20 protein-coding genes and 1 tRNA gene are annotated in these 20,113 nt (G+C 73.6%); 14 read left to right on the top strand and 7 right to left on the bottom strand.

Translation table 11 applies throughout. The annotated features are described in order from the left end of the window. Nucleotides 1-23: 23 nt before the first annotated feature. Nucleotides 24-2,237 (bottom strand): RecQ family ATP-dependent DNA helicase, encoded by a 2,214-nt coding sequence (locus tag AC1RSJ_RS11065; RefSeq protein ID WP_493118435.1) that lies wholly within the window; start codon nt 2,235-2,237, stop codon nt 24-26. 285 nt (nt 2,238-2,522) lie between these two features. Beyond that, a complete protein-coding gene (locus AC1RSJ_RS11060; RefSeq protein ID WP_493118434.1) occupies nt 2,523-3,278 on the bottom strand; it encodes an SDR family NAD(P)-dependent oxidoreductase in 756 nt (251 codons plus the stop codon). Nucleotides 3,279-3,499: 221 nt separating this feature from the next. Here AC1RSJ_RS11060 and AC1RSJ_RS11055 point away from each other — a divergent pair, with 221 nt between their 5' ends. After that, nucleotides 3,500-4,093: a TetR/AcrR family transcriptional regulator gene (locus tag AC1RSJ_RS11055; protein WP_493118433.1), complete on the top strand. Its 594-nt coding sequence runs from the start codon at nt 3,500-3,502 to the stop codon at nt 4,091-4,093. 22 nt (nt 4,094-4,115) lie between these two features. Here the strand turns inward: AC1RSJ_RS11055 and AC1RSJ_RS11050 are convergent, their stop codons facing one another. Then, nucleotides 4,116-5,009, bottom strand: a complete 894-nt coding sequence (locus AC1RSJ_RS11050; protein WP_493118432.1) for an SDR family oxidoreductase — start codon at nt 5,007-5,009, stop codon at nt 4,116-4,118. A 115-nt stretch (nt 5,010-5,124) separates the two neighbouring features. On the opposite strand from AC1RSJ_RS11050, the gene AC1RSJ_RS11045 reads away from it, so the two are divergent. Beyond that, nucleotides 5,125-6,594 carry an MFS transporter gene (locus AC1RSJ_RS11045; protein WP_493118431.1) on the top strand — a complete coding sequence of 490 codons (1,470 nt, stop codon included), beginning with the start codon at nt 5,125-5,127 and terminating at the stop codon, nt 6,592-6,594. Between the two features lie 29 nt (nt 6,595-6,623). Here AC1RSJ_RS11045 and AC1RSJ_RS11040 read toward each other — a convergent pair whose 3' ends face one another. Beyond that, entirely contained in the window at nt 6,624-7,031 is a 408-nt protein-coding gene (locus tag AC1RSJ_RS11040) for a RidA family protein (protein ID WP_493118430.1), read from the bottom strand. Nucleotides 7,032-7,065: 34 nt separating this feature from the next. Here AC1RSJ_RS11040 and AC1RSJ_RS11035 point away from each other — a divergent pair, with 34 nt between their 5' ends. Together AC1RSJ_RS11035 and AC1RSJ_RS11030 are read left to right on the top strand one after the other, a co-directional pair. After that, nucleotides 7,066-7,752 (top strand): MazG family protein, encoded by a 687-nt coding sequence (locus tag AC1RSJ_RS11035; protein WP_493118429.1) that lies wholly within the window; start codon nt 7,066-7,068, stop codon nt 7,750-7,752. A 427-nt stretch (nt 7,753-8,179) separates the two neighbouring features. After that, entirely contained in the window at nt 8,180-8,803 is a 624-nt protein-coding gene (locus tag AC1RSJ_RS11030) for a TetR/AcrR family transcriptional regulator (RefSeq protein WP_493118428.1), read from the top strand. Here the strand turns inward: AC1RSJ_RS11030 and AC1RSJ_RS11025 are convergent. Beyond that, entirely contained in the window at nt 8,766-9,320 is a 555-nt protein-coding gene (locus AC1RSJ_RS11025; RefSeq protein WP_493118427.1) for a CGNR zinc finger domain-containing protein, read from the bottom strand. The genes AC1RSJ_RS11030 and AC1RSJ_RS11025 overlap by 38 nt on opposite strands. Before the next feature lie 185 nt (nt 9,321-9,505). On the opposite strand from AC1RSJ_RS11025, the gene AC1RSJ_RS11020 reads away from it, so the two are divergent. The 10 genes from AC1RSJ_RS11020 (at nt 9,506) to AC1RSJ_RS10975 (ending at nt 19,279) form a co-directional block, all read left to right on the top strand. Further along, nucleotides 9,506-10,576, top strand: coding sequence for an EamA family transporter (locus AC1RSJ_RS11020; RefSeq protein WP_493118426.1), 1,071 nt, complete (start codon nt 9,506-9,508; stop codon nt 10,574-10,576). 40 nt (nt 10,577-10,616) lie between these two features. Next, nucleotides 10,617-11,897: a histidine--tRNA ligase gene (locus AC1RSJ_RS11015; RefSeq protein ID WP_493118425.1), complete on the top strand. Its 1,281-nt coding sequence runs from the start codon at nt 10,617-10,619 to the stop codon at nt 11,895-11,897. A gap of 159 nt (nt 11,898-12,056) precedes the next feature. Beyond that, nucleotides 12,057-13,337 carry a phosphopyruvate hydratase gene (gene eno, locus AC1RSJ_RS11010; protein WP_493118424.1) on the top strand — a complete coding sequence of 427 codons (1,281 nt, stop codon included), beginning with the start codon at nt 12,057-12,059 and terminating at the stop codon, nt 13,335-13,337. Between the two features lie 151 nt (nt 13,338-13,488). Next, nucleotides 13,489-14,001: an FtsB family cell division protein gene (locus tag AC1RSJ_RS11005; protein ID WP_493118423.1), complete on the top strand. Its 513-nt coding sequence runs from the start codon at nt 13,489-13,491 to the stop codon at nt 13,999-14,001. Nucleotide 14,002: 1 nt separating this feature from the next. Continuing rightward, nucleotides 14,003-14,515: a DUF501 domain-containing protein gene (locus tag AC1RSJ_RS11000; RefSeq protein WP_493118422.1), complete on the top strand. Its 513-nt coding sequence runs from the start codon at nt 14,003-14,005 to the stop codon at nt 14,513-14,515. Continuing rightward, nucleotides 14,491-15,732: a S8 family serine peptidase gene (locus tag AC1RSJ_RS10995; RefSeq protein ID WP_493118465.1), complete on the top strand. Its 1,242-nt coding sequence runs from the start codon at nt 14,491-14,493 to the stop codon at nt 15,730-15,732. Before AC1RSJ_RS11000 ends, AC1RSJ_RS10995 begins: the two co-directional genes overlap by 25 nt. 10 nt (nt 15,733-15,742) lie before the next feature. Then, nucleotides 15,743-17,257: an NAD(P)/FAD-dependent oxidoreductase gene (locus AC1RSJ_RS10990; RefSeq protein ID WP_493118421.1), complete on the top strand. Its 1,515-nt coding sequence runs from the start codon at nt 15,743-15,745 to the stop codon at nt 17,255-17,257. Nucleotides 17,258-17,454: 197 nt separating this feature from the next. After that, on the top strand, nt 17,455-18,006 hold the full coding sequence (locus tag AC1RSJ_RS10985; protein ID WP_493118420.1) for a dihydrofolate reductase family protein: 552 nt from the start codon (nt 17,455-17,457) through the stop codon (nt 18,004-18,006). Nucleotides 18,007-18,065: 59 nt separating this feature from the next. Next, nucleotides 18,066-18,139: transfer RNA gene (locus tag AC1RSJ_RS10980), tRNA-Leu, on the top strand. 69 nt (nt 18,140-18,208) lie between these two features. Continuing rightward, entirely contained in the window at nt 18,209-19,279 is a 1,071-nt protein-coding gene (locus AC1RSJ_RS10975) for an alpha/beta hydrolase family protein (protein WP_493118419.1), read from the top strand. 61 nt (nt 19,280-19,340) lie between these two features. Here AC1RSJ_RS10975 and AC1RSJ_RS10970 read toward each other — a convergent pair whose 3' ends face one another. Together AC1RSJ_RS10970 and AC1RSJ_RS10965 are read right to left on the bottom strand one after the other, a co-directional pair. Continuing rightward, on the bottom strand, nt 19,341-19,682 hold the full coding sequence (locus tag AC1RSJ_RS10970; protein WP_493118418.1) for a YciI family protein: 342 nt from the start codon (nt 19,680-19,682) through the stop codon (nt 19,341-19,343). Between the two features lie 70 nt (nt 19,683-19,752). Beyond that, nucleotides 19,753-20,088, bottom strand: coding sequence for a DUF7882 family protein (locus AC1RSJ_RS10965; protein ID WP_493118417.1), 336 nt, complete (start codon nt 20,086-20,088; stop codon nt 19,753-19,755). Between the last annotated feature and the right edge of the window lie 25 nt (nt 20,089-20,113).

The raw sequence follows: 20,113 nt of genomic DNA, 5'->3' as shown, positions 1-20,113 counted from the left end.
AGCGGGCTCTCGTCCAGAGCGCGTCAGGCGCGGAGCGCCAGGGTGAGCGGCAGGACCGCATCCGCTCCGGCCTCCCGCAGGAGACGGCTCGCGACCGTGAGGGTCCAGCGGCTGTCGGCGATGTCGTCCACCAGCAGCACCGGTCCGGACGCCGCCGCCAGCGCCGCCGAGAGCTCCGGACCGACGTGGAAGGCGTCCCACACTCCGGCCAGGCGGAACGCACTCGGTCCGCCCGCACCCGTGGGCGGCCCCTCGCCCGTGCGCGAGATCGTGCCGAGGAGGGGGAGCCGTCCGATGGACGCGAGTCCCGCCGCGATCGACGCGACCAGCTGCGGATGCGTCGTGCTCGGCATCGCGACGACGCCCACTGGGCGCTCGGCCCAGCCCCAGTCCCGGAGGACCGACACCGCGGCGTCGAGGATCGGCTGCGGCACGGGGGCGTCCGGGGTCGTCGGCGCGAAGAGCTCGCGCAGCGGACCGCCCCAGCCGAGGTCGGTGAGCCGGGCGATCGCGCGGCCCTCCTCGGCGCGCTCGGCCGGCTTGAGGTTGCCCTTGACCTGGACGCCGCGGGCGTCCGCGCCGACCGGCCACTGCTTGCGCGCCTCGATCGGCACGCCGACCCTGCGGAGCGCGCCGGCCGCGGCGTCCCGGCCCTCGCCGAGCACCTCCGTCGGGTACCAGGCCTCGGTGCACGCGTCGCAGCGTCCGCACGGCTCGGCGGTCTCGTCGTCGAGCGCGCGCTGGAGGAACGCCATCCGGCACGACTCCGGACCGCTGCCGGCGGCGAGCGCCTCGTAGTCGAGCATCGACTGCTGCTCGGCCCTGCGGGCCTGGGCGATCCGCTCGTAGCGCTCCGCGTCGTAGGTCCAGGGCTCGCCGGTCGCGACCCAGCCGCCGCGCACTCGCCGCACGGCGCCGTCCACGTCGAGCACCTTGAGCAGCAGCTCGAGCCGGCTGCGCTTCACGTCGACGAGCGCCTCGAGCGCGGGCGTCGACGTCGGCTCGTCGCGGGACAGCTCGCGGAGGACGGCCTCCGCCCGATCCTGCGTCGGCATGCTCGCCGTGGCGAAGTACTCCCAGATCGCCTCGTCCTCGGTGCCGGGGAGCAGCAGCACGTCCGCGGAGTCGGTCGCGCGGCCGGCGCGGCCGACCTGCTGGTAGTACGCGACGGGCGAGCTCGGCGCGCCGAGGTGCAGCACGAAGCCGAGGTCCGGCTTGTCGAAGCCCATCCCGAGGGCGCTCGTCGCGACGAGCGCCTTCACCTCGTTGCGCTTGAGGGCGACCTCGGCCGCCTGCCGCTCCGCCGTGTCGGTCTGACCGGTGTAGGCGAGCACGTCGTGGCCCGCCTCGCGGAGCAGCCGGGCCGTGTCCTCGGCGGCCGACACCGTCAGCGTGTAGATGATGCCGGAGCCGGGCAGCTCGCCGACGTGCTCGAGCAGCCAGCCCAGGCGAGTCGCCTGGTCGGGCAGCCGCAGCACGCCGAGGCGGAGCGAGCGGCGCGCGAGCGGGCCCCGGATGGTGAGGACGCCGTCCGCCGTCGCCGCACCGTCGGCCGGCCCGCTGTCCGCGAGCCGGGTGTCGGCGGGTCGGCCGTCGGGGTGCCCGGCCGCATCGAGCTGCTCGGCGACATCCGCGACGACCCGCGCGTTCGCGGTCGCCGTCGTCGCGAGCACCGGGACGGAGGTCGGCAGCCCCGCCACGAGATCGCGCAGCCGCCGGTAGTCGGGGCGGAAGTCGTGGCCCCAGTCGGAGATGCAGTGCGCCTCGTCGATGACGACGAGCCCGGTGCGGCGGATGAGCTCGGGCAGCTGCTCCTCGCGGAACGCGGGGTTGTTGAGCCGCTCCGGCGACACGAGCAGCACGTCGAGGTCGTCGTGCGCGAGGCGGGCGCGGATGTCGTCCCACTCGTGCTGATTGCTGGAGTCGATCGACGCCGCACGCACGCCGGCGCGCGCCGCCGCGGCGACCTGGTCGCGCATGAGGGCGAGGAGCGGCGACACCAGGATCGTCGGACCCGCGCCTGCCCGCCGCAGCAGGAGGGTGGCGACGAAGTAGACGGCGGACTTGCCCCAGCCGGTGCGCTGCACGACGAGCGCGCGGCGCCGGTCGTCGACGAGCGCGGAGATCGCCTCGAACTGGCCTTCGTGGAAGTCGGCGTCGTCGCGGCCGACGAGTGAGCGCAGGGCGTCGAGCGCGGCGGTCCTGGTCGAGGCGGGCGGGGCCGCGGAGTCCGTCATGCCTCCAGGGTGTCAGGCGCGGGCGACAGTCGGCTCGGTGCCCGCCGCATCCGTGCAGAACCGCGGAGGATCCGGGGTCGTGGACGCGATCTGCGGCCTGCTGGCCGGGATCTCCGCCGCTCTGTCCGTCGACCCGAGCACTGCGCCGACCCGATCGGGGTGCGGAGGGAATGCTTCCCCCGGCAAGCCGGATCGGTCGGCGTCGTGCTCGGATCATGCGGAGGGCGCGGGGCTTCGACAGGCTCAGCCATCCGAAGGGCGGCTCAGCCACCCGAGCGGGGCGACCTAGTGCGCGGCGTAGCCGCCGTCGACGAGGTGGTAGCTGCCGGTGATGAACGAGGCGGCGTCGGAGGCGAGGAACGCGACGAGCGCGGCGACCTCGTCCGGCTGGCCGAGGCGTCCGAGGGCGTGCTGCTGCTCGAGGGCCGCCTTGGTCGCGTCGTCGAGGTTCGCGTCGACGAGCGGGGTCTGGATGAAGCCCGGGCCGACCGCGTTGACGCGCACCTTGTCGGCGCCGTACTCGAGCGCGGCGTTCTTCGTGAGTCCGAGCAGGCCGTGCTTGGCGGTGACGTACGCCGAGGAGTTCGGGATGCCGACGCTGCCGAGCACCGACGCCATGTTGATGATGGAGCCGCCGCCGTGGGCGACCATGGCCGGGATCTGGAAGCGGAGGCCGTAGAACACCGCGGTGAGGTTGACGTCGATGACCTTGCGCCAGCTGTCGAGCGGGTACTCGCCGACGGGAGCCGACGCGCCGCCGATGCCGGCGTTGTTCACGGCAATGCGGAGCGGCGCGAGCTGCTCGGCGGCCGCGATCGAGGCCTCGACGACGGCGGGGTCGGAGATGTCGCCGACGAACGCGGCGGCGGTGCCGCCGGCGGCGGTGATCTCGGCGACGACGGCCTCGGCCGACTCGGGCTTGAGGTCGGCGACGAGCACGGCGGCGCCGCTCGCGGCGAGCGTGCGGGCGACGGCGCGGCCGATGCCGGATCCGCCTCCGGTGACGATCGCGGAGCGCTCGGAGACGTCGTAGACGGGCATGGGGTTCTCGATTCGTTCGGGCCCGCGGCGGGGGCGTCGGACGGCGTCGAGGCGGGCAGTGCATAAATCCGACGAGTGCCGGATATCCGCGAGAAGCGTACTCCTGTCCAGCCGCTCGCGCGCACCCCTGGAGCCGACAGGTGCCGTGAGGGCGGCGGCGTCCCTAGACTCGGGGCCACGCGGACGCCGGCCCCACCGGCGGCACGGGGAAGAAGGCGACGATGGACGCGAGGCAGCGACGCACGCGGGCGAGTCTCTACGGCACGATCACGAAGCTCGCGGCCGAGCGGCCGATCGGGCGCGTCACGGCGACCGAGGTCGCGAAGGACGCGGGCGTGCACCGGTCGACCTTCTACGAGTGGGCCCAGTCGCCGGCGGACCTGCTGCGCGACGCGCTGCGCTCCGAGCTCGACGACATCCGCGAGCAGCACCTCGCCGACGAGGGCACGCGCATCGAGGCGGCGGTGCGGATGACGACGCGCGACGTGCTGCGGCACGTCGCCGCCCACGACGGGATCTACCGCCGCGAGCTCAACGGCGACGGGGGAGAGGCGGGCCTCCCCGGCATGCTCGCCGAGCACTTCCGGGTGTCGTCGGCGCAGCTGCTCGACCAGCGCCGCGTGCGCGTGCCGATCCACCTCGACGGCGTCGACCCGGACTTCGCCGCGGATGCCGCGGCCCGCTACGTCGCCCACGGCGCCGTCGGCGCGCTCGCCGCCTGGCTCGAGCTCGCCGCGCCGCGGAACGAGGACGCGTTCCTCGAGCTGTTCGACCAGCTCGTGCCGGCCTGGTGGCCGCGGAGCCCCGCCGGCTGAGCCGAGCCCCGCAGCGATCGGCTCAGGACGTGTAGTACCCCGCGTCGATGTCGGCGATGAGGCCCTGGTGCGTCGGCTCCCAGCCGAGGCGCTCGCGGGTGAGGTCGTTCGAGGCCGGGATGTCCATGCCGAAGAACCGCCCCGCGAACACCGCCCGCTCGGCCGACTCCTCCGCGCTGATGGACTCGACGGGCAGGCCGAGCCGGCGGCTGATCGCCTCGGCGATCTCGCGTCCGGTCACGCCCTGCTCGCCGACGGCGTGGATCGCGGTGCCCGCGGCGCCGTCCTCGAGCGCGAGCGCGACGAGGGCGCCGGCATCCGCGACGTTGACGGCCGACCAGCGGTTCGCGCCGTCGCCGACGTAGCCGACCGTGCCGGCGCGGCGTGCGCCGTCGGCGATCATCCGGATGAAGCCGTGGTCGCCCTCGCCGTGCACGGTCGGCGCGAAGCGGAGCGCGATGCTCCGCACGCCGCGCGCCGCGAAGTCCATCGCGAGCGCCTCGGTGCCGCCGCGCATGGCCTCGGGGCCGCGTGACGGGATCGCCTGGTCCTCGGTCGCGAGGGATCCGGGCGCGATGAGCGCGACGCCGGAGGCGACGAGGAAGCCCTTGCCCGACCCCTCGAGCGCGCCGAGCATCGTCTCGACCGCCGCGCGCTCGGCGCGGTTCATCTCCGCCATGTCGGAGTAGTCGTGCTTGTTGGCCAGGTGGATGACGGCGTCGGCCTCGGCGGCACCGCGACGCAGCACGTCGAGGTCGTCGAGCCCGCCCTCCGCGACCTCGGCGCCGAGCGAGCGGAGTCTGTCGGCCGACGCCGCGGATCGGGCGAGCCCGACCACCTGGTGCCCGCGGGCCAGCACCTCGGGGGTGACGGCGGAGCCGATCCAGCCGGACGCTCCGGTGATGAACACGCGCATGGTTCCTCCTCGTGCCCCGTCGCGATCGGCGGGGCGGATGTCGATGTCAGTGGGTGACATCGGCACGCTAGCACGAGTCATGTCATTCGCTGACATGAATTCTTCACATCCGGGAATGAATCGCTGGACGACCCGCTTGGCCCTCTGCGTGACGGATGGTGTCGGCCTGCGCTCCGAGCGCGGCCCCGTGCTGCTGGCCCTGATGCTCTCGACGGGGCTCATCGCCATCGACGCGACGATCCTCGCCACCGCGGTGCCCTCGATCGTCGACGAGATCGGCGGCTTCTCGCAGTTCCCGTGGCTGTTCTCGATCTACCTGCTCGGCCAGGCCGTGTCGGTGCCGATCTACTCCAAGCTCGCCGACACGATCGGCCGCAAGCCGATCATGCTGGCCGGCATCGCGCTGTTCCTGCTCGGCTCGATCCTCTGCGGCTTCGCCTGGAGCATGCCGGCGCTCATCGCGTTCCGCGCCGTCCAGGGACTCGGCGCCGGCGCCGTGCAGCCCATGGCCATGACGATCGCCGGCGACATCTACACGGTCGCGGAGCGCGCGAAGACCCAGGGCTACCTCGCGAGCGTCTGGGCGATCTCGTCGGTCGTCGGCCCGACGCTCGGCGGCGTGTTCGCGCAGCTGCACCTCTGGCGCGGCATCTTCTTCATCAACATCCCGCTCTGCATCCTCGCGGCCGTGCTGCTGACGCGCGGGTTCTCCGAGTCGGTGGTGCGCCGGCGGCACCGGATCGACTGGGCCGGCGCCTCGCTGCTCACCGCGGGATCGACCCTCGTCATCCTCGGCGTGCTCGAGGGCGGACAGGCCTGGGCCTGGTCGTCGCCGACGAGCATCGCCGTGTTCGCGGCCGGTGCCTTCGCGCTCGTCGCCTTCGTGCTGGTCGAGCGCCGCGCGCCCGAGCCGATCCTGCCGCTCTGGGTGCTCGGCCGCCGCCTGCTGCTGACGACCACACTGCTCTCCCTCGGCGTCGGGGCGATGATCATCGGCCTCACCTCCTACGTGCCGGCCTACCTCGAGCGGACGACCGGGGCCGATCCGCTCGTCGCCGGCCTCGCGCTCGCCGCCCTCACGATCGGCTGGCCGATCGCCGCCACCCTGTCGGGACGGCTGCTCTACCTCCGCTTCGGCTTCCGCCCGACCGTGCTCACGGGGATGGCGCTCGCCGTGATCGGCACGCTCACGCTCGCCGCCGCGTCGTCGACGCCCTCCATCGCGCTCGTCGCGGCGGCGTGCTTCGTGACCGGCGCGGGCATGGGACTTGTCGCGACCCCGAGCCTCATCGCCGCGCAGTCGAGCGTGGAGTGGTCCGACCGCGGCGTCGTCACCGGCGCGAACATGTTCGCCCGCTCCATCGGCAGCGCCGTCGGCGTCGCGATCTTCGGCGCGGTGGCGAACGGCGTGCTGGCCGGACGCCCGGAGTCGAGCGTGCCGGGCATGACCCAGGCCAGCGGCGCGGTCTTCCTCGGCGTGCTCATCGCCGCGCTGCTGACGCTCGCGGCCGGCGTCGCGATGCCGCGCGACCAGCGCGCCACGGCGCCGAGCACCGGCGCGACCCCGACGGCCGACCCGGCCTGAGGCATCCGCCGGCGGTCTCCGCCGCTCCGCTACGCCGGGATGACCCCGGGTCCGGGCGCCGGCAGCACCGCGTCCGCCTCGATCTCGATGAGCATCCGCGGATCCATCAGCGGCACCTGCATCATGGTCGCCGCGGGCCGGATGCCGCCGAGCCAGCGCCGCAGCACGGGCCAGCACTCCTCGAACCGCGAGCCGTCGACGACGAGGTAGCGCACCCGCACGAGGTCGGCCATCGACGACCCGGCCTGCTCGAGCGCCGCCGCGATGTTCCGCAGAGCCTGCTCCGTCTGCTCGGCGAGGTCGTCGGAGATGGTCATGGTGGCGTAGTCGAAGCCGGTCGTGCCGGAGACCGCGACGCGTCCGTCGGCCACCACCGCGCGGGAGTAGCCGATGCGCTCCTCGAACTCGGAGCCGCTGGAGATGAGTCGTCGGGTCATGCCGCCATCCTGCACTGCGGGGCAGGATGGCGGCATGGACTCGCACGCCCCCGACCGGCTCGCCCCGCATCCGCAGCTCGAGGAGCTCATCGCCGTGCTCGCGCTGCTCCGCGCGCCCGGCGGCTGCGCCTGGGATCGGGATCAGACCCACGCGAGCCTGGTGCAGTACCTCGTCGAGGAGTCCGCCGAGCTGGTGGAGGCGATCGAGTCGGGCGACCGCGCGGAGCTCGTCGAGGAGCTCGGCGACGTGCTCTACCAAGTGCTCTTCCACGCGGACATCGCGGCGGAGGCGGGGGAGTTCACGATCGAGGACGTCGCCGCGCACATGACGGCGAAGATGGTCGGCCGGCACCCGCACGTGTTCGGGGAGGGCGTCGTGGCCGACACCCCGGACGCGGTCGCCGCGAACTGGGACGTCTGGAAGGCGCAGCAGAAGCCGGAGCGCACGAGCGTGCTCGACGGGGTCCCGGATGCGATGCCGTCGCTCGCGCTCGCCGACAAGCTGCTCGGGCGGGCGGCGAAGGTCGGCGTCGCGCCGGCCGCGGCCGAGCCGCCCGCGGTGGTGTCGTTCGACTCCGAGGAGCAGCTCGGGCACGCCCTGCTCGCGCTCGTCGTGGGCGCGCGCGGCGCCGGACTGGATGCCGAGCGCGCGCTGCGCGGCGCCATCCGCGGGCTGAAGGCGGAGATCCGCGAGGCCGAGGCCGATCGCGCGGCCGGCTGACCCGGCCCCGGCATCCCGGGGGCCTGGGCGGGAGATCCGCCACACCTCGCGGCATGGCGGACCCCGCTCCCGGAGCGACGCCCCCTGGCATCACCCGCGCCCCCGCGGTCCGCGAGCCCACCCGAAGGGCTGTGCGGCACGGGAGTGGGAGCAGCCTCGCGAGATCGCTCTCGCGGGGCCGCGGACGCATTTCCCAGATACGTCCGCTGAGCGGCTCGAGGCCGGCCGCAGCGCCTAGGGGGAGAGGCGCGGCAGGGGTCACCGCGGAACAGCCACGGCGGTCCCCCGATCCGCTCTGCGACCCATGGTAGAAGGCATGACGACCTTTATCAAAACGAGCGTGCTGGTAATCTGCCGCGAACGGCGCCCGAACGCCGCACCCGATCGCCCTTCCTCCGCACACCTCCGCATTCCCTCAGGAGACCGGATGCCCCGACGCCCCGACCCCGCACGCAAACCCGAGCTGCTCGAGCTGATCCTCGATCACCTCCTCGACAAGCAGCTCGCCACGATCAGCCTGCGCACCGTCGCGGAGGGCATCGGCGTGAGCACGTACAGCCTGAGCTACCACTTCGGCTCCAAGGCCGGGCTGATGGCGGAGATCGTGGCCGCGATCGAGCGGCGTCAGCTCGATGTCGTCGCGCCGCACGGGGTGTGGGCCGGCGACAGCCTCGAGGAGTGGATCGACCTCATCTGCGCGGCATGGACGGCGACCCTGACACCGCGAGCCCGCCAGCTGCAGCGGCTCGAGTTCGAGGCGGCGATGGTCGAGGCGCTCGAGGGCGGCGGGTCGGTGCGGCGGGCCTTCCTCGGCTGGCAGCGGATCGCCGCGGAGGCGCTCGAGTCGTTCGGCATCCCGGACGAGGTCGCCCGCGCCGAGGCGCGCATCATGATCGACCTCGTCTACGGGCTGCAGTTCGATCTGCTGCTCACCGGCGAGGTCGAGCGCGTCGACGCCGCGTTCAGCGGGGTCATCGCGGAGTTCCGGCGGCGGATGGCCGCGTCGCCGTGGGTCAGTCGCCCGCAGCCTGCCGCTCGCGGTACGCGCTGACGTTCATCCGGTTGCCGCAGCGGAGGCTGCAGAACCGCTTCGAGCCGTTGCGCGAGAGGTCGATGAACACCCCGTCGCAGCCGTCCGCCTCGCAGGTGCGCAGCTGGTTCAGCGCGTCGGCGCGGATGACGTCGGAGATCGCGAGCGACGCCTCCACCTCGATCCGCTGCGCCAGCGGGGCGTCCGGCTCGGTGGCGTGGATGTGCCAGTCGAGCTTGTCGTGGCGCACCAGCTGCGGCACGGCCTTCGCGGAGGCGAGCAGCCGGTTGATCTCGTCGACCGCCTCCACCTCGCCCGCGGTCCAGAACCGGCCGAGCCGCGCGCGGGCCGCGCGCACCTGGTCGAGCTCCTTCTCGTCGCCGTCGCGCCGGCCGGAGTAGCTGTGCTCGTCGAGCAGCCAGACGAGCTGGTCGGCGCTCGAGAGCTCGTCGTCGCCGCTCGCCGAGGCCGACGCGCGCGTGTTGACGAGCGCCGCGACGAACGCGAGCGCGTCCTCCGTGTCGTCGGTGAACCGCATCCCGGCCTCCTTCCGATCGCTCCATTATGCGGCGGAGGTCGGGTGTCCGCCGGCGTTCCGGGGGTCGGGACGCGCGACACGCCGTCAGGGTCTACCGCGTGATTGACCCCTGACTCGACGACGCCTTAATGTCAGGGGTGTCGCGCAGTATGGGTCGTGACATCGGACAGCGGAGGGAGCGGGGCATGCTGCGAGCACGGGCGACGACGGGGATGCTGGTCGCGATCGGCGCCGCCCTGACGTTCGGCGCCTCCGGGGCGCTCATCAAGCCGCTGCTCGAGGCCGGCTGGAGCCCCGCCGCCGCGGTCACCCTGCGCGCCCTCATCGGCGGCGTCGTGCTCGCCCCGATCGCGGCCGCGAGCCTGCGCGGACGGTGGTCGGCGCTGTGGCGGGCGCGCTGGCGCGTGCTCGCGATGGGTGTCGTCGGCGTCGCCGGCACGCAGCTGCCGTACTTCGCGGCCGTCGAGCGCATCCCGGTCGGCACCGCGATCCTCGTCGAGTACCTCGCCCCGCTCGCCCTCGTCGCCTGGGCGTGGGCCCGCACCCGCCGAGTGCCGAAGCGCGTCGTGCTCGCCGGGTCCGGCGTCGCGATCGCCGGGCTCCTGCTCGTCGTCGGGCCGAGCGCCCTCGGCGGCGGCGACGTGCTCGGCCTGATCTTCGCCGGCATCGCCATGTTCTGCTGCGCCGGCTACTTCGTGATCGCCGCGAAGCCGAGCGAGGGCCTGCCGCCCGTCGCGCTCGCGTCGTCCGGCCTCCTCGTCGGCGCGGCGGTGCTCGCGCTCGCCGGCGCCATCCGCGTGGTGCCGTTCGCGACGAGCGACGCTTCCGTCCAGCTGCTCGGCTCGACGGTGCCGTGGTTCGTGCCGCTGCTCGTCGTCGGCGTCGTGGCCACCGCGTTCGCCTACGTCGCCTCGATCTCCGCGAGCGAGATGCTCGGCAGCCGCCTCGCGTCGTTCCTCGGCCTGCTCGAGGTCGTCGTCGCCACCGTCTACGCCTGGCTGCTGCTCGGCGAGGCGATGACCCCGGTGCAGCTCGCCGGCGGCGGCCTCATCCTGGCGGGCATCGCGCTCGTGCGCAGCGACCGGTCCGGCGACGCGGTCGAGGAGATCGCGGTGGCGGATGCCGGCGCGCTCGAGCCGGCGGCGGTCACCGCGCCGATCGACCTGCTCGCGACCTCGCCGTCCGTCACGCCGGACGAGCTCGCCGCCGCCGCGCACGCACGCGGCCGCACCCGGAGGCGCCGCGCGTCCGCTTGAATGGTGGGCGATGGCCTCCCAGGTGAACCCTCCCCGCGGGATGCGGGACTTCCTCCCCGTCGACAAGGCGCGCCGCGAGCGGCTGCTCCGCATCGTCAGGGACAGCTACCGCGCGCACGGCTTCGACGAGATCGAGACGCCCGTCGTCGAGGACTGGTCGCGGCTGAACTCCGGGCTCGGCGGCGACAACGAGAAGCTGAGCTACGCGATCCTCAAGCGCGGCGTCGCCGACGAGGAGCTGCGGGCGGCCGCGTCGCCGCTCGATCTCGCGGACCTCGGGCTGCGCTTCGACCTCACCGTGCCGCTGACCCGCTTCTACGCCAGTCACCGCGGCGAGCTGCCGACCGTGTTCCGCGCCATCCAGATCGCGCCGGTCTGGCGCGCCGAGCGCCCGCAGAAGGGGCGCTACCGCCAGTTCATCCAGTGCGACATCGACATCATCGGCGAGGCCGGCCCGATCGCCGAGATGGAGCTCATCACCGCGACCCTCGCAACGCTGCGTGCGCTCGGGCTCGACGGCGCCGGCATCCGCATCAACGACCGGCGGCTGCTGATCGGGATGCTGGACACCCTCGGGTTCCCGGCCGACAGCCACGACTCGGTGCTCATCACGATCGACAAGCTCGACAAGGTCGGCCACGACGGCGTGGTCGCCGAGCTGCGCGAGCGCGGCGTGGAGCCGGTCGCGGTCGACGCGCTCGAGTCGTACTTCCGCACGCCGCGCACGATGGAGTTCCTGCCCTTCGGCGAGAAGGCCATCCGCAAGTTCCTGCCGGGAGAGCCGGATGCCGCCGTCGTCGCCGAGCTCGCCGCGATCGGCGAGGGCGTCGCCCGCGCCGCCGGCACGACCTCCGGCGCCGGGGGCGTCGAGGTGACGACCGTGCCGCTCACGTTCGACCCGTTCCTCGTGCGGGGGATGGGCTACTACACGGGCCCGATCTTCGAGGTCTCGCACCCGTCGTCCACGTCGTCGATCGGCGGCGGCGGGCGCTACGACGGCATGGTCGGCCGCTTCCTCGGCACCGACGTGCCCGCGGCCGGCTTCTCGCTCGGGTTCGAGCGGCTCGTCGATCTCGTCGAGCTGCCCGCCGAGGAGAGCGAGGGCGGCGTCGCGCTCGTCTACGACGCGGAGCTCGATCCGGCCGCGCTGGTCGCGCTCAAGGCCGCGGTCATCGCGACGGATGCGCGCGTCCGGCTCGTCCGCCGAACCAAGAACGTGACCGGGCTGCTCGATCAGCTGAAGGCCGACGGCTTCACGAGGTTCGCGTTCGTCGACGCGGCGACGACCTCCGACAACCTCGGCCTGCGCCCGCTCGACTGAAGCGCCCCGTCTCGTCGGGGTCATCCACCGATGCTGCGCATCGGTGCGGATGCGGCCGAACATCGTGGCGCGGTCGCGACATTCTGCCGCAGTTCCGGGTTTCCGAGCCCCGAGTAGGCTACGGACCGTTCACCACCCCCCTACTGAGGAGCACATCCCGTGTCTGCAATCGAGGCCGTCGGCGCCCGCGAGATCCTGGACTCCCGAGGCAACCCGACCGTCGAGGTCGAGGTCCTGCTCGATGACGGCACCGTCGCGCGTGCCGCAGTCCCGTCCGGTGCGTCCACCGGCGCCTTCGAGGCCTACGAACTTCGCGACGGCGACAAGGACCGCTACCTGGGCAAGGGCGTCGAGAAGGCCGTCGAGGCCGTCATCGACGAGCTCGGCCCCGCCATCGAGGGCTTCGAGGCCTCCGACCAGCGCCTCGTCGACGCCGAGCTGAAGAACGTCGACGGCACCGAGAACAAGTCACGCCTCGGCGCGAACGCGATCCTCGGCGTCTCGCTCGCCGTGGCGAAGGCCGCGTCCGACTCGGCCGACCTGCCGCTGTTCCGCTACCTCGGCGGACCGAACGCCCACACCCTCCCGGTGCCGCTGATGAACATCATCAACGGCGGTGCGCACGCCGACAACGGCATCGACATCCAGGAGTTCATGATCCTGCCGATCGGCGCGCCGACCTTCCGCGAGGCGCTGCGCTGGGGTGCCGAGACCTACCACGCCCTCAAGGGCGAGCTGAAGAAGGCCGGCCAGGCGACCGGCCTCGGCGACGAGGGCGGCTTCGCCCCCGACCTCGGCTCCGCGCGCGAGGCGCTCGACTTCATCGTCGCCTCCATCGAGAAGGCCGGCTTCACGCCGGGCACCGACATCGCGCTCGGCCTCGACGTCGCGTCGACCGAGTTCTTCGAGAACGGCGTCTACAAGTACGAGGGCAAGGAGCTCTCGGGCACCGAGCTCATCGCCTACTACGACGGCCTCGTCGCGGACTACCCGCTCGTCACCATCGAGGACCCGCTGGCCGAGGACGACTGGGACGCCTACGTCGCCATCACCGAGGACCTCGGCTCGAAGGTGCAGCTCGTCGGCGACGACCTGTTCGTCACCAACCCGGAGCGCCTGGCCAAGGGCATCGGCCTCGGCGTCGCGAACAGCATCCTCGTCAAGGTCAACCAGATCGGCACCCTGACCGAGACGCTCGACGCCGTCGCGCTCGCGCAGCGCTCGGGCTACACGGCGATCCTCTCCCACCGCTCCGGCGAGACCGAGGACACAACGATCGCGGACCTCGCGGTCGCGACGGATGCCGGCCAGATCAAGACCGGCGCGCCGGCCCGCTCCGAGCGCGTCGCGAAGTACAACCAGCTGCTCCGCATCGAGGAGGAGCTCGGCGAGGCCGCGGTCTACGCCGGCCGAGCCGCGTTCCCGCGCTTCACGAAGTAGTCCGCGCTTCACGAAGCAGTCCGTCCGAGACGGAGCCGCCGCGCCCGGGCGCGTGCGTTCCGCGGGGTGCCGACACCCCGCCGTGCGCACACGCCCGGGCGCGCGGCGTACCGGGCGTCGTCCTGGTCGGCCACGTACCATCGGACCCGACATGAGCAGACGAGTGCGCACCGTGCGGGTCCCGGTGGTGATGGACGGGGAGACCCGCGCGGCCGCATGGCTGCGCAGCTTCCGGCTCTCCGGCTTCGCGTTCTCGATGCTGCTGCTCGTGGTGGCCGCGCTCGTCATCCTCGCGCCGGGCCTCCGCACGTTCGTCGAGCAGCGCCAGGAGATCGCGCAGCTCGAGAGCCAGGTCTCCGACGCGAAGACCTCGGTCGACGACCTCAAGGGTCAGGTCGCGCGCTGGGACGACCCGGCCTACGTCGAGGCGCAGGCCCGCGGCCGCCTCTACTACGTCTTCCCCGGCGAGGTGAGCTACCTCGTGACCGGGCAGCCGGACACCCCGACCACCTCCGACGGGCAGCCGATCAGCCAGGACATCCAGACCACCCAGGTCGACTGGGTGCGCACGCTGCTCGGCTCGGTGTTTCAGGCCGGCACGACGACGCAGACCCCGGGCGCGATCGACGGCTCGAGCACCACCGGCTCCGGCACGGGCGGCTGAGATGACCCGCCCGCCCTACCCGCCGGCGACCGAGGCGGAGATCGCCGTCGTGTCGTCGCAGCTCGGACGGCCCGCCCGCGGCGTCGTCGGCATCGCCGCGCGCTGCGTGTGCGGCAACCCGACCGTGGTCGCGACCGCGCCGCGGTTGGACGACGGCACGCCGTTCCCGACGTTCTATTACCTCTCGCACCCGGCGGCGACGTCCGCGATCTCGACGCTCGAGGCGGAGGGCGACATGGTCGGCCTCGCGGCGCTGCTCGAGGACGAGGACACCGCGGCCGCGTACGCGGCGGCGCACGAGCAGTACCTCGCCGACCGCGAGAGCGTCGGCGACGTGCCGGAGATCGCCGGGTACTCGGCCGGCGGGATGCCGACCCGTGTGAAGTGCCTGCATGCGCTCGCGGCCCACAGCCTCGCGGCCGGGCCGGGCGTGAACCCGATCGGCGACCTCGCCCTCGAGCGCGCCGACTGGAGCCCGGACCGGTGCCGGTGCGCCGAGCCCGCCGCCGTCTGATCGCGGCCGCCGCGGCTCTCGCCGTGGTGGCGCTCGCCGGCGTGCTCGTGCCCGCCCCCGCCGCGCGGGCGGACAGCATCCGCGACCGGGAGTACTGGCTCGACGAATACGGCATCCGCCAGGCGTGGGCGACCACCCGCGGCGCCGGACAGACGATCGCGGTGATCGACTCGGGCATCGGACGGCACGCCGACCTCGGCTCGGCCGTCGTGGGCGGCAAGGACTTCTCCGGGCTCGGGTCGGCGGACGGGCGCACCCCGGTCGGTGCGACGGAGTCCGATCACGGCACGCTCGTCGCGTCCCTCGCGGCGGCCCGCGGCACCGGCACGAGCGGCGGCGTGATCGGCGCGGCCCCGGCCGCGAACCTGCTGTCGGCGTCGATCGGCTTCGGCGAGGGCACGAGCTCCGACGACGACCAGATCGCGGCCGCCGTGCGCTGGGCGGTCGACTCCGGCGCGACCGTCATCAACATGTCCTTCGGCCGCAGCACCCCCGACTGGCCGACCAGTTGGGACGACGCGTTCGCCTACGCCGAGGAGCAGGACGTCGTGATCGTCGCGGCCGCCGGCAACCGCGGATCCGGCACGGATGTCGTCGGCGCGCCCGCGACCATGCCCGGGGTGCTCACCGTCGGCGGACTCGACCGGAGCGGCGCCGCGTCGCAGGACGCCTCCTCGCAGGGCATCACCATCGGGGTGTCGGCGCCGAGCGAGCAGCTCGTCGGCGACCTGCCGGGCGGCCAGTTCGCGCTGTGGGCCGGCACGAGCGGCGCGGCGCCGATCGTCGCGGGGATCGTGGCCCTGGTGCGCGCCGCGCATCCGGATCTCGACGCCGCGAACGTCATCCAGCGCATCGTCTCGACCGCGCACGACGCGGGCGATCCGGGCCCGGACGTGCTCTACGGCTACGGCCGCGTCGACGCGGCGGCGGCGGTCGCGGCGAGCGTGCCGGCCGTGCGCGAGAACCCGATGGGGAGCCTGAAGGACTGGATCGCGCTGTACCGGCCGGCGGCCGCCGATCCGGCCGTGGCGGGGGAGCCGGGATCGACGCGCGCGCCGGTCGCCGCGCCGAGGCGCATCGCGGCCGGCGGGGTCGGCATCCCGCAGCTGCTCGTCGGCGGGATGCCGTGGGTGGTGGTCGGATCGATCGCGCTGGTCTGGCTCGTGCTGGGTGGAAGCGTTCTCTGGACGGTCAGAAGGGCTCGGCAGACGCGGTAGCGTTAAGCACGTGCAGAGAATCCTGATCGTCGGCGGCGGCTACGCCGGCTTCTACACCGCGTTCAAGCTGGAGCGGCTGCTCCGCTCGGGCGAGGCCGAGGTCACCATGGTCGACCCGCTGCCCTACATGACCTACCAGCCCTTCCTCCCCGAGGTCGCGGCCGGCTCCATCGAGCCGCGCCACGCGGTGGTGCTCCACCGCCGCCACCTCAAGAAGACCCGCGTCATCACGGCGAAGGTCACCGGGATCGACCACGCGGCGAAGACCGCGACGATCACCCCGGAGACCGGCGAGCCGTGGACCGAGTCGTACGACCAGGTGGTCGTGACGGCCGGCGCCGTGTCGCGCACGTTCCCGATCCCGGGCGTCGCCGACGAGGCCATCGGGCTGAAGACCATCGAGGAGGCCACGAGCATCCGCGACCGCCTCGTCGACAACTTCGACAAGGCGTCGAACCTGCCGGCCGGCCCGGAGCGCGACCGCCTCCTGACCGTCGTCGTGGTCGGCGGCGGCTTCGCGGGCATCGAGATCTTCGCGGAGCTGCGCTCGTTCGCCAGCTCGCTGATCGCGCGCTACCCCGCGCTGAAGTTCGACGACGTCAAGTTCCACCTCATCGAGGCGATGGGCCGGATCATGCCGGAGGTGTCGCTGCCGACGAGCCACTGGGTCATCAAGAACCTCGCCCAGCGCGGCGCCGAGATCCACCTCGACACGCAGCTCTCGAGCGCGGTCGGCGGCAAGATCGAGCTGTCGACCGGCGAGAGCTTCGAGTCGGACCTCATCATCTGGACCGCCGGCGTCATGGCGAACCCGGTGCTCAAGGGCACCGACCTCCCGCTCGAGCCGCGCGGCCGCATGACGGTGAAGGCCGACCTCCGCGGCGTCGACGCCGACGGCAACGTCGTGCCCGACCTGTGGGGCGCCGGCGACGCGGCCGCCGTGCCGGACATCTCCGGCGGCAGCCCGCTGCCCGACAAGACCTGCGTGCCGAACGCGCAGCACGCCGTCCGCCAGGGCAAGCGCCTCGCGAAGAACGTCGTCGCGTCGCTCCGCAACGAGGACCCGAAGGACTACTTCCACAAGCCCGCGGGTGCGGTCGCGGGTCTCGGCGTCGGCATCGGCGCGTTCCAGAAGGGCAAGATCGGCATCACCGGCTTCCCGGCCTGGGTCATGCACCGCGGCTACCACGGCCTCGCGATGCCGATGTGGGAGCGCAAGTTCCGCGTCTTCGGCGACTGGGTCGGCGGGTTCTTCCTGGGCCGCGACCAGCTCGGCATCCCGTCGCGCGACTTCCCTCGCGTCGCGTTCGAGACGTTCGCATCCCGCCCGAAGCCCCCGGCTCCGGCCGAGGAGGCCCCGGCCGCCGCGCCGGCGCCCGCCGCCGAGAAGCCGGCCGAGCCGGGTCTCGGCAAGGAGGCCGCGAAGGCCGAGGCGGAGGCCGCCACGGCCGCGCCGAAGGCCCGCGCCCCGCGCAAGACGGCCGCGCAGAAGGCCGCGGAGGCCGCGGAGTCCGACGGCAAGTAGTCGCGCGTCACACGCGTCCGGACGGGCGCCGGAACCGGGGAACCGGATCCGGCGCCCGTTCGGCGTTCATGTGTACGATGTCCACATTCCGGCGGCGTGGTGGCCGTCGGAGTATCCGAGGAGCTCCCGGGCGCCGGTCCGGACCGTCATGACCGGTCCGGACCGGTGGCGCTCCGGAGACGCCGAGCGGAGGATCCATGGGCAGCCTGATCGTCATCCAGTTCGTCACGCTCGACGGCGTCGTCGAGGATCCCGACGGCAGCGACGGCACTGCGTTCGGCGGCTGGGCCATGCGCTTCGGCGTCGAGGCGATCGGCGGAGACAAGTTCCTGCTCGGCGATCGGATGACCACCGGGGTCCTGCTGTTCGGCCGGCGCACCTGGGACCACTTCGGCCCGCTCTGGTCGCCGCGCACGACCCCGTTCGCGCGCGCGATGAACACCGCGGCGAAGGCGGTCGTCACGAGCCGCCCGCTCGACGACCGGCGGTGGGCGAACTCGACGGCCGTCGCGGGACCGCTCGCGGACTGGGTGCGCGAGACGACGCGCGAGCGGGACGTGGTGGTGATCGGGAGCGGGTCCGTGGTCGATGCGCTGCGGGTCGACGGCCTGGTCGATGAGTACAGGCTGCTCGCCTTCCCGACCGCGGTCGGCGTCGGCCGCACGCTGTTCCCCGACGGCGTCGAGCTCGAGCTGGTCTCCGCCGAGGCCTCCGGGCCCGGCACGCTGTCCGTCTACCGGGCGAGGTAGCCGCCGCGGCGGATCCGGCCCGCGCTCCCGCTAGCCTCGACCCGGAGCCTCGAGGCCCCGCCCCCGTAGCCCAATCGGCAGAGGCGGCCGACTTAAAATCGGCGCAGTCCGGGTTCGAATCCCGGCGGGGGCACGGTCGAGCCGCTCCGGCCGGTTTCCCGGAAGCGCGCCGTCCGGCGCGCATCGCGGCTAGCGTCGGAGCGTGTCAGCGACGACTCCCGATCCAGCCTCCGCCTCCGCCTTCGACCGCATCGTCTACGGGCGGCGCCCGCGCGACACGGGGATCGCGCTCGTCGAGGAGCTGCCGCCGCCGACGATCGACGCGGACCCGGATGCCGTGGCGGTCGCCGTGGAGCTCACGACCGCGGCACCGCGGCTCCGCTTCCGGGTCGCGCTCGCGCTGCCGCCGGGCGCGTCGCCCGAGCGGCCGGCGCCCTGCGTGCTCGGGCTGCACTTCCTCGGCGACGACCACGCCTTCGGCCCGGCTGCGGCGGACGCGCCGGAGCCGTGGCCCGTGCGCGAGATCCTGGCGCGCGGCTGGGCGGTCGCGACCGTGCGGGCGTCCGCGGTCGTGCCCGACGATCCGGACGGGGCGCGCGACGTGCTGGCCCGGTTCGACGAGAGCGGCGACCCGGCGTCCGCCACAGCCACGATCGCGGCCTGGGCGTGGGGGCTGTCCTGTGCCATGACCTACCTGAGCGGACGGCCGGACCTCGACGCGGACCGGATCGGGCTCATCGGCCACTCCCGGCTTGGCAAGGCGGCGCTCGTCGCGGCCGCCCGCGACCCGCGGGCCGCGTTCCTGCTCTGCGCCCAGTCGGGCGCCGGGGGAGCGGCGCCGTGGCGGCTGCCGCCGGAGGAGGGCACGCCCGGACCGGACGGCCGCACCCGCGCCGAGACGCTCGAGTCGATCACCGGGCAGTTCCCGCACTGGTTCGCGCGGGCGCTCGACGAGTACCGCGGCCGGGTCGACGAGCTCCCGATCGAGCAGTCGGACCTGCTCGCGCTGTGCGCACCGCGACCCGTGCTGCTGCTCAACGGCGCAGACGACGCGTGGGCCTACCCGGACGGGCAGCTCGCGATGCTCCGTGCGGCGGCGCCGGCGTACGGGGGCGACGCCGCGGCGTCGCTGCCGGCGCGGTACGACGAGCGGATCGGCGAGCTGCTGGGCGGCGACCGCCTCGGCTGGTTCCTCCGGGCGGGCGGCCACGCCCTCACGGCGGAGGACTGGCGCGCCGGCCTGGACTTCGCGGAGCGCGCGACGGCCCGGTGATCCGGGTCGGGGCCCGGATCCGGATCCGGGTCCGGGCCCGGGCCCGGCCGGCCACGGCCGGTCAGGACTCGGCGTCCTCCCCGAACTCGCGCAGCTCCTGGTCGCAGCGGCAGGCCGCCGCGATCCGCGCCGCCCACTCGAGCGCGTCGGCGCGGTCCGGCAGGTCGAGGATCGTGTACCCGCCCTCGATGGTGCGCGTCTCGGGGTAGGTGCCCTCGGTGACGGACCCGTCGGCGGCGACGCGGACCGGCGGCACGCTCCCGTCGATGCCGCCGCCGAACACCCACACGCCCGCGGCCTGCGCCTGGCGCACGACCTCGTGCGACTCGGCGACGACGGTGTCGAACTCGCCGTCGGGGATCACCATCGCGGCGCTCGGGAACGAGATCAGGTACTTGGTCACGGCGGCTCCTCACGGGATGTGGACGATGTTCACATCGAGGATGCCGGACGGCACCGGCCTGGGCAAGCGGTCAGCTGACCGGCGACGCCTGGTTCTTCGCCGGCGGGTTGTGCGCGGCGTCGTGGATGTCGAGTCCGCGGCTCGAGTTCGCGCCCATCATGAGGCTCTCGAGGAAGGTGGGGTCCAGCTCGATCGGGCGGCTGCCGTCCCACTCCCAGGTGAGGTCCGCGTTGTTGTGGATCCACACCGCGCGTCGGCCGGAGCCGCGATCCGACGCCTCCGACCAGCCGAGCGAGAACGACTCGCCCCGGCGGAGCTTCGACGACACGATCGCGTGCAGGTGGGCGAGCAGGCGGTCGTCGATGTCGATCCGCACACCGCGCGCTCCGTAGAACAGCCGACCCATGGACTCCTCCTGTACTCGCCGTGGG

The sequence above is a fragment of the Schumannella sp. GW821-FHT10F01 genome, from assembly GCF_058809295.1.
Note: the sequence above shows the minus strand (reverse complement) of the source record. Positions and strands in the feature narration are given on the sequence as shown.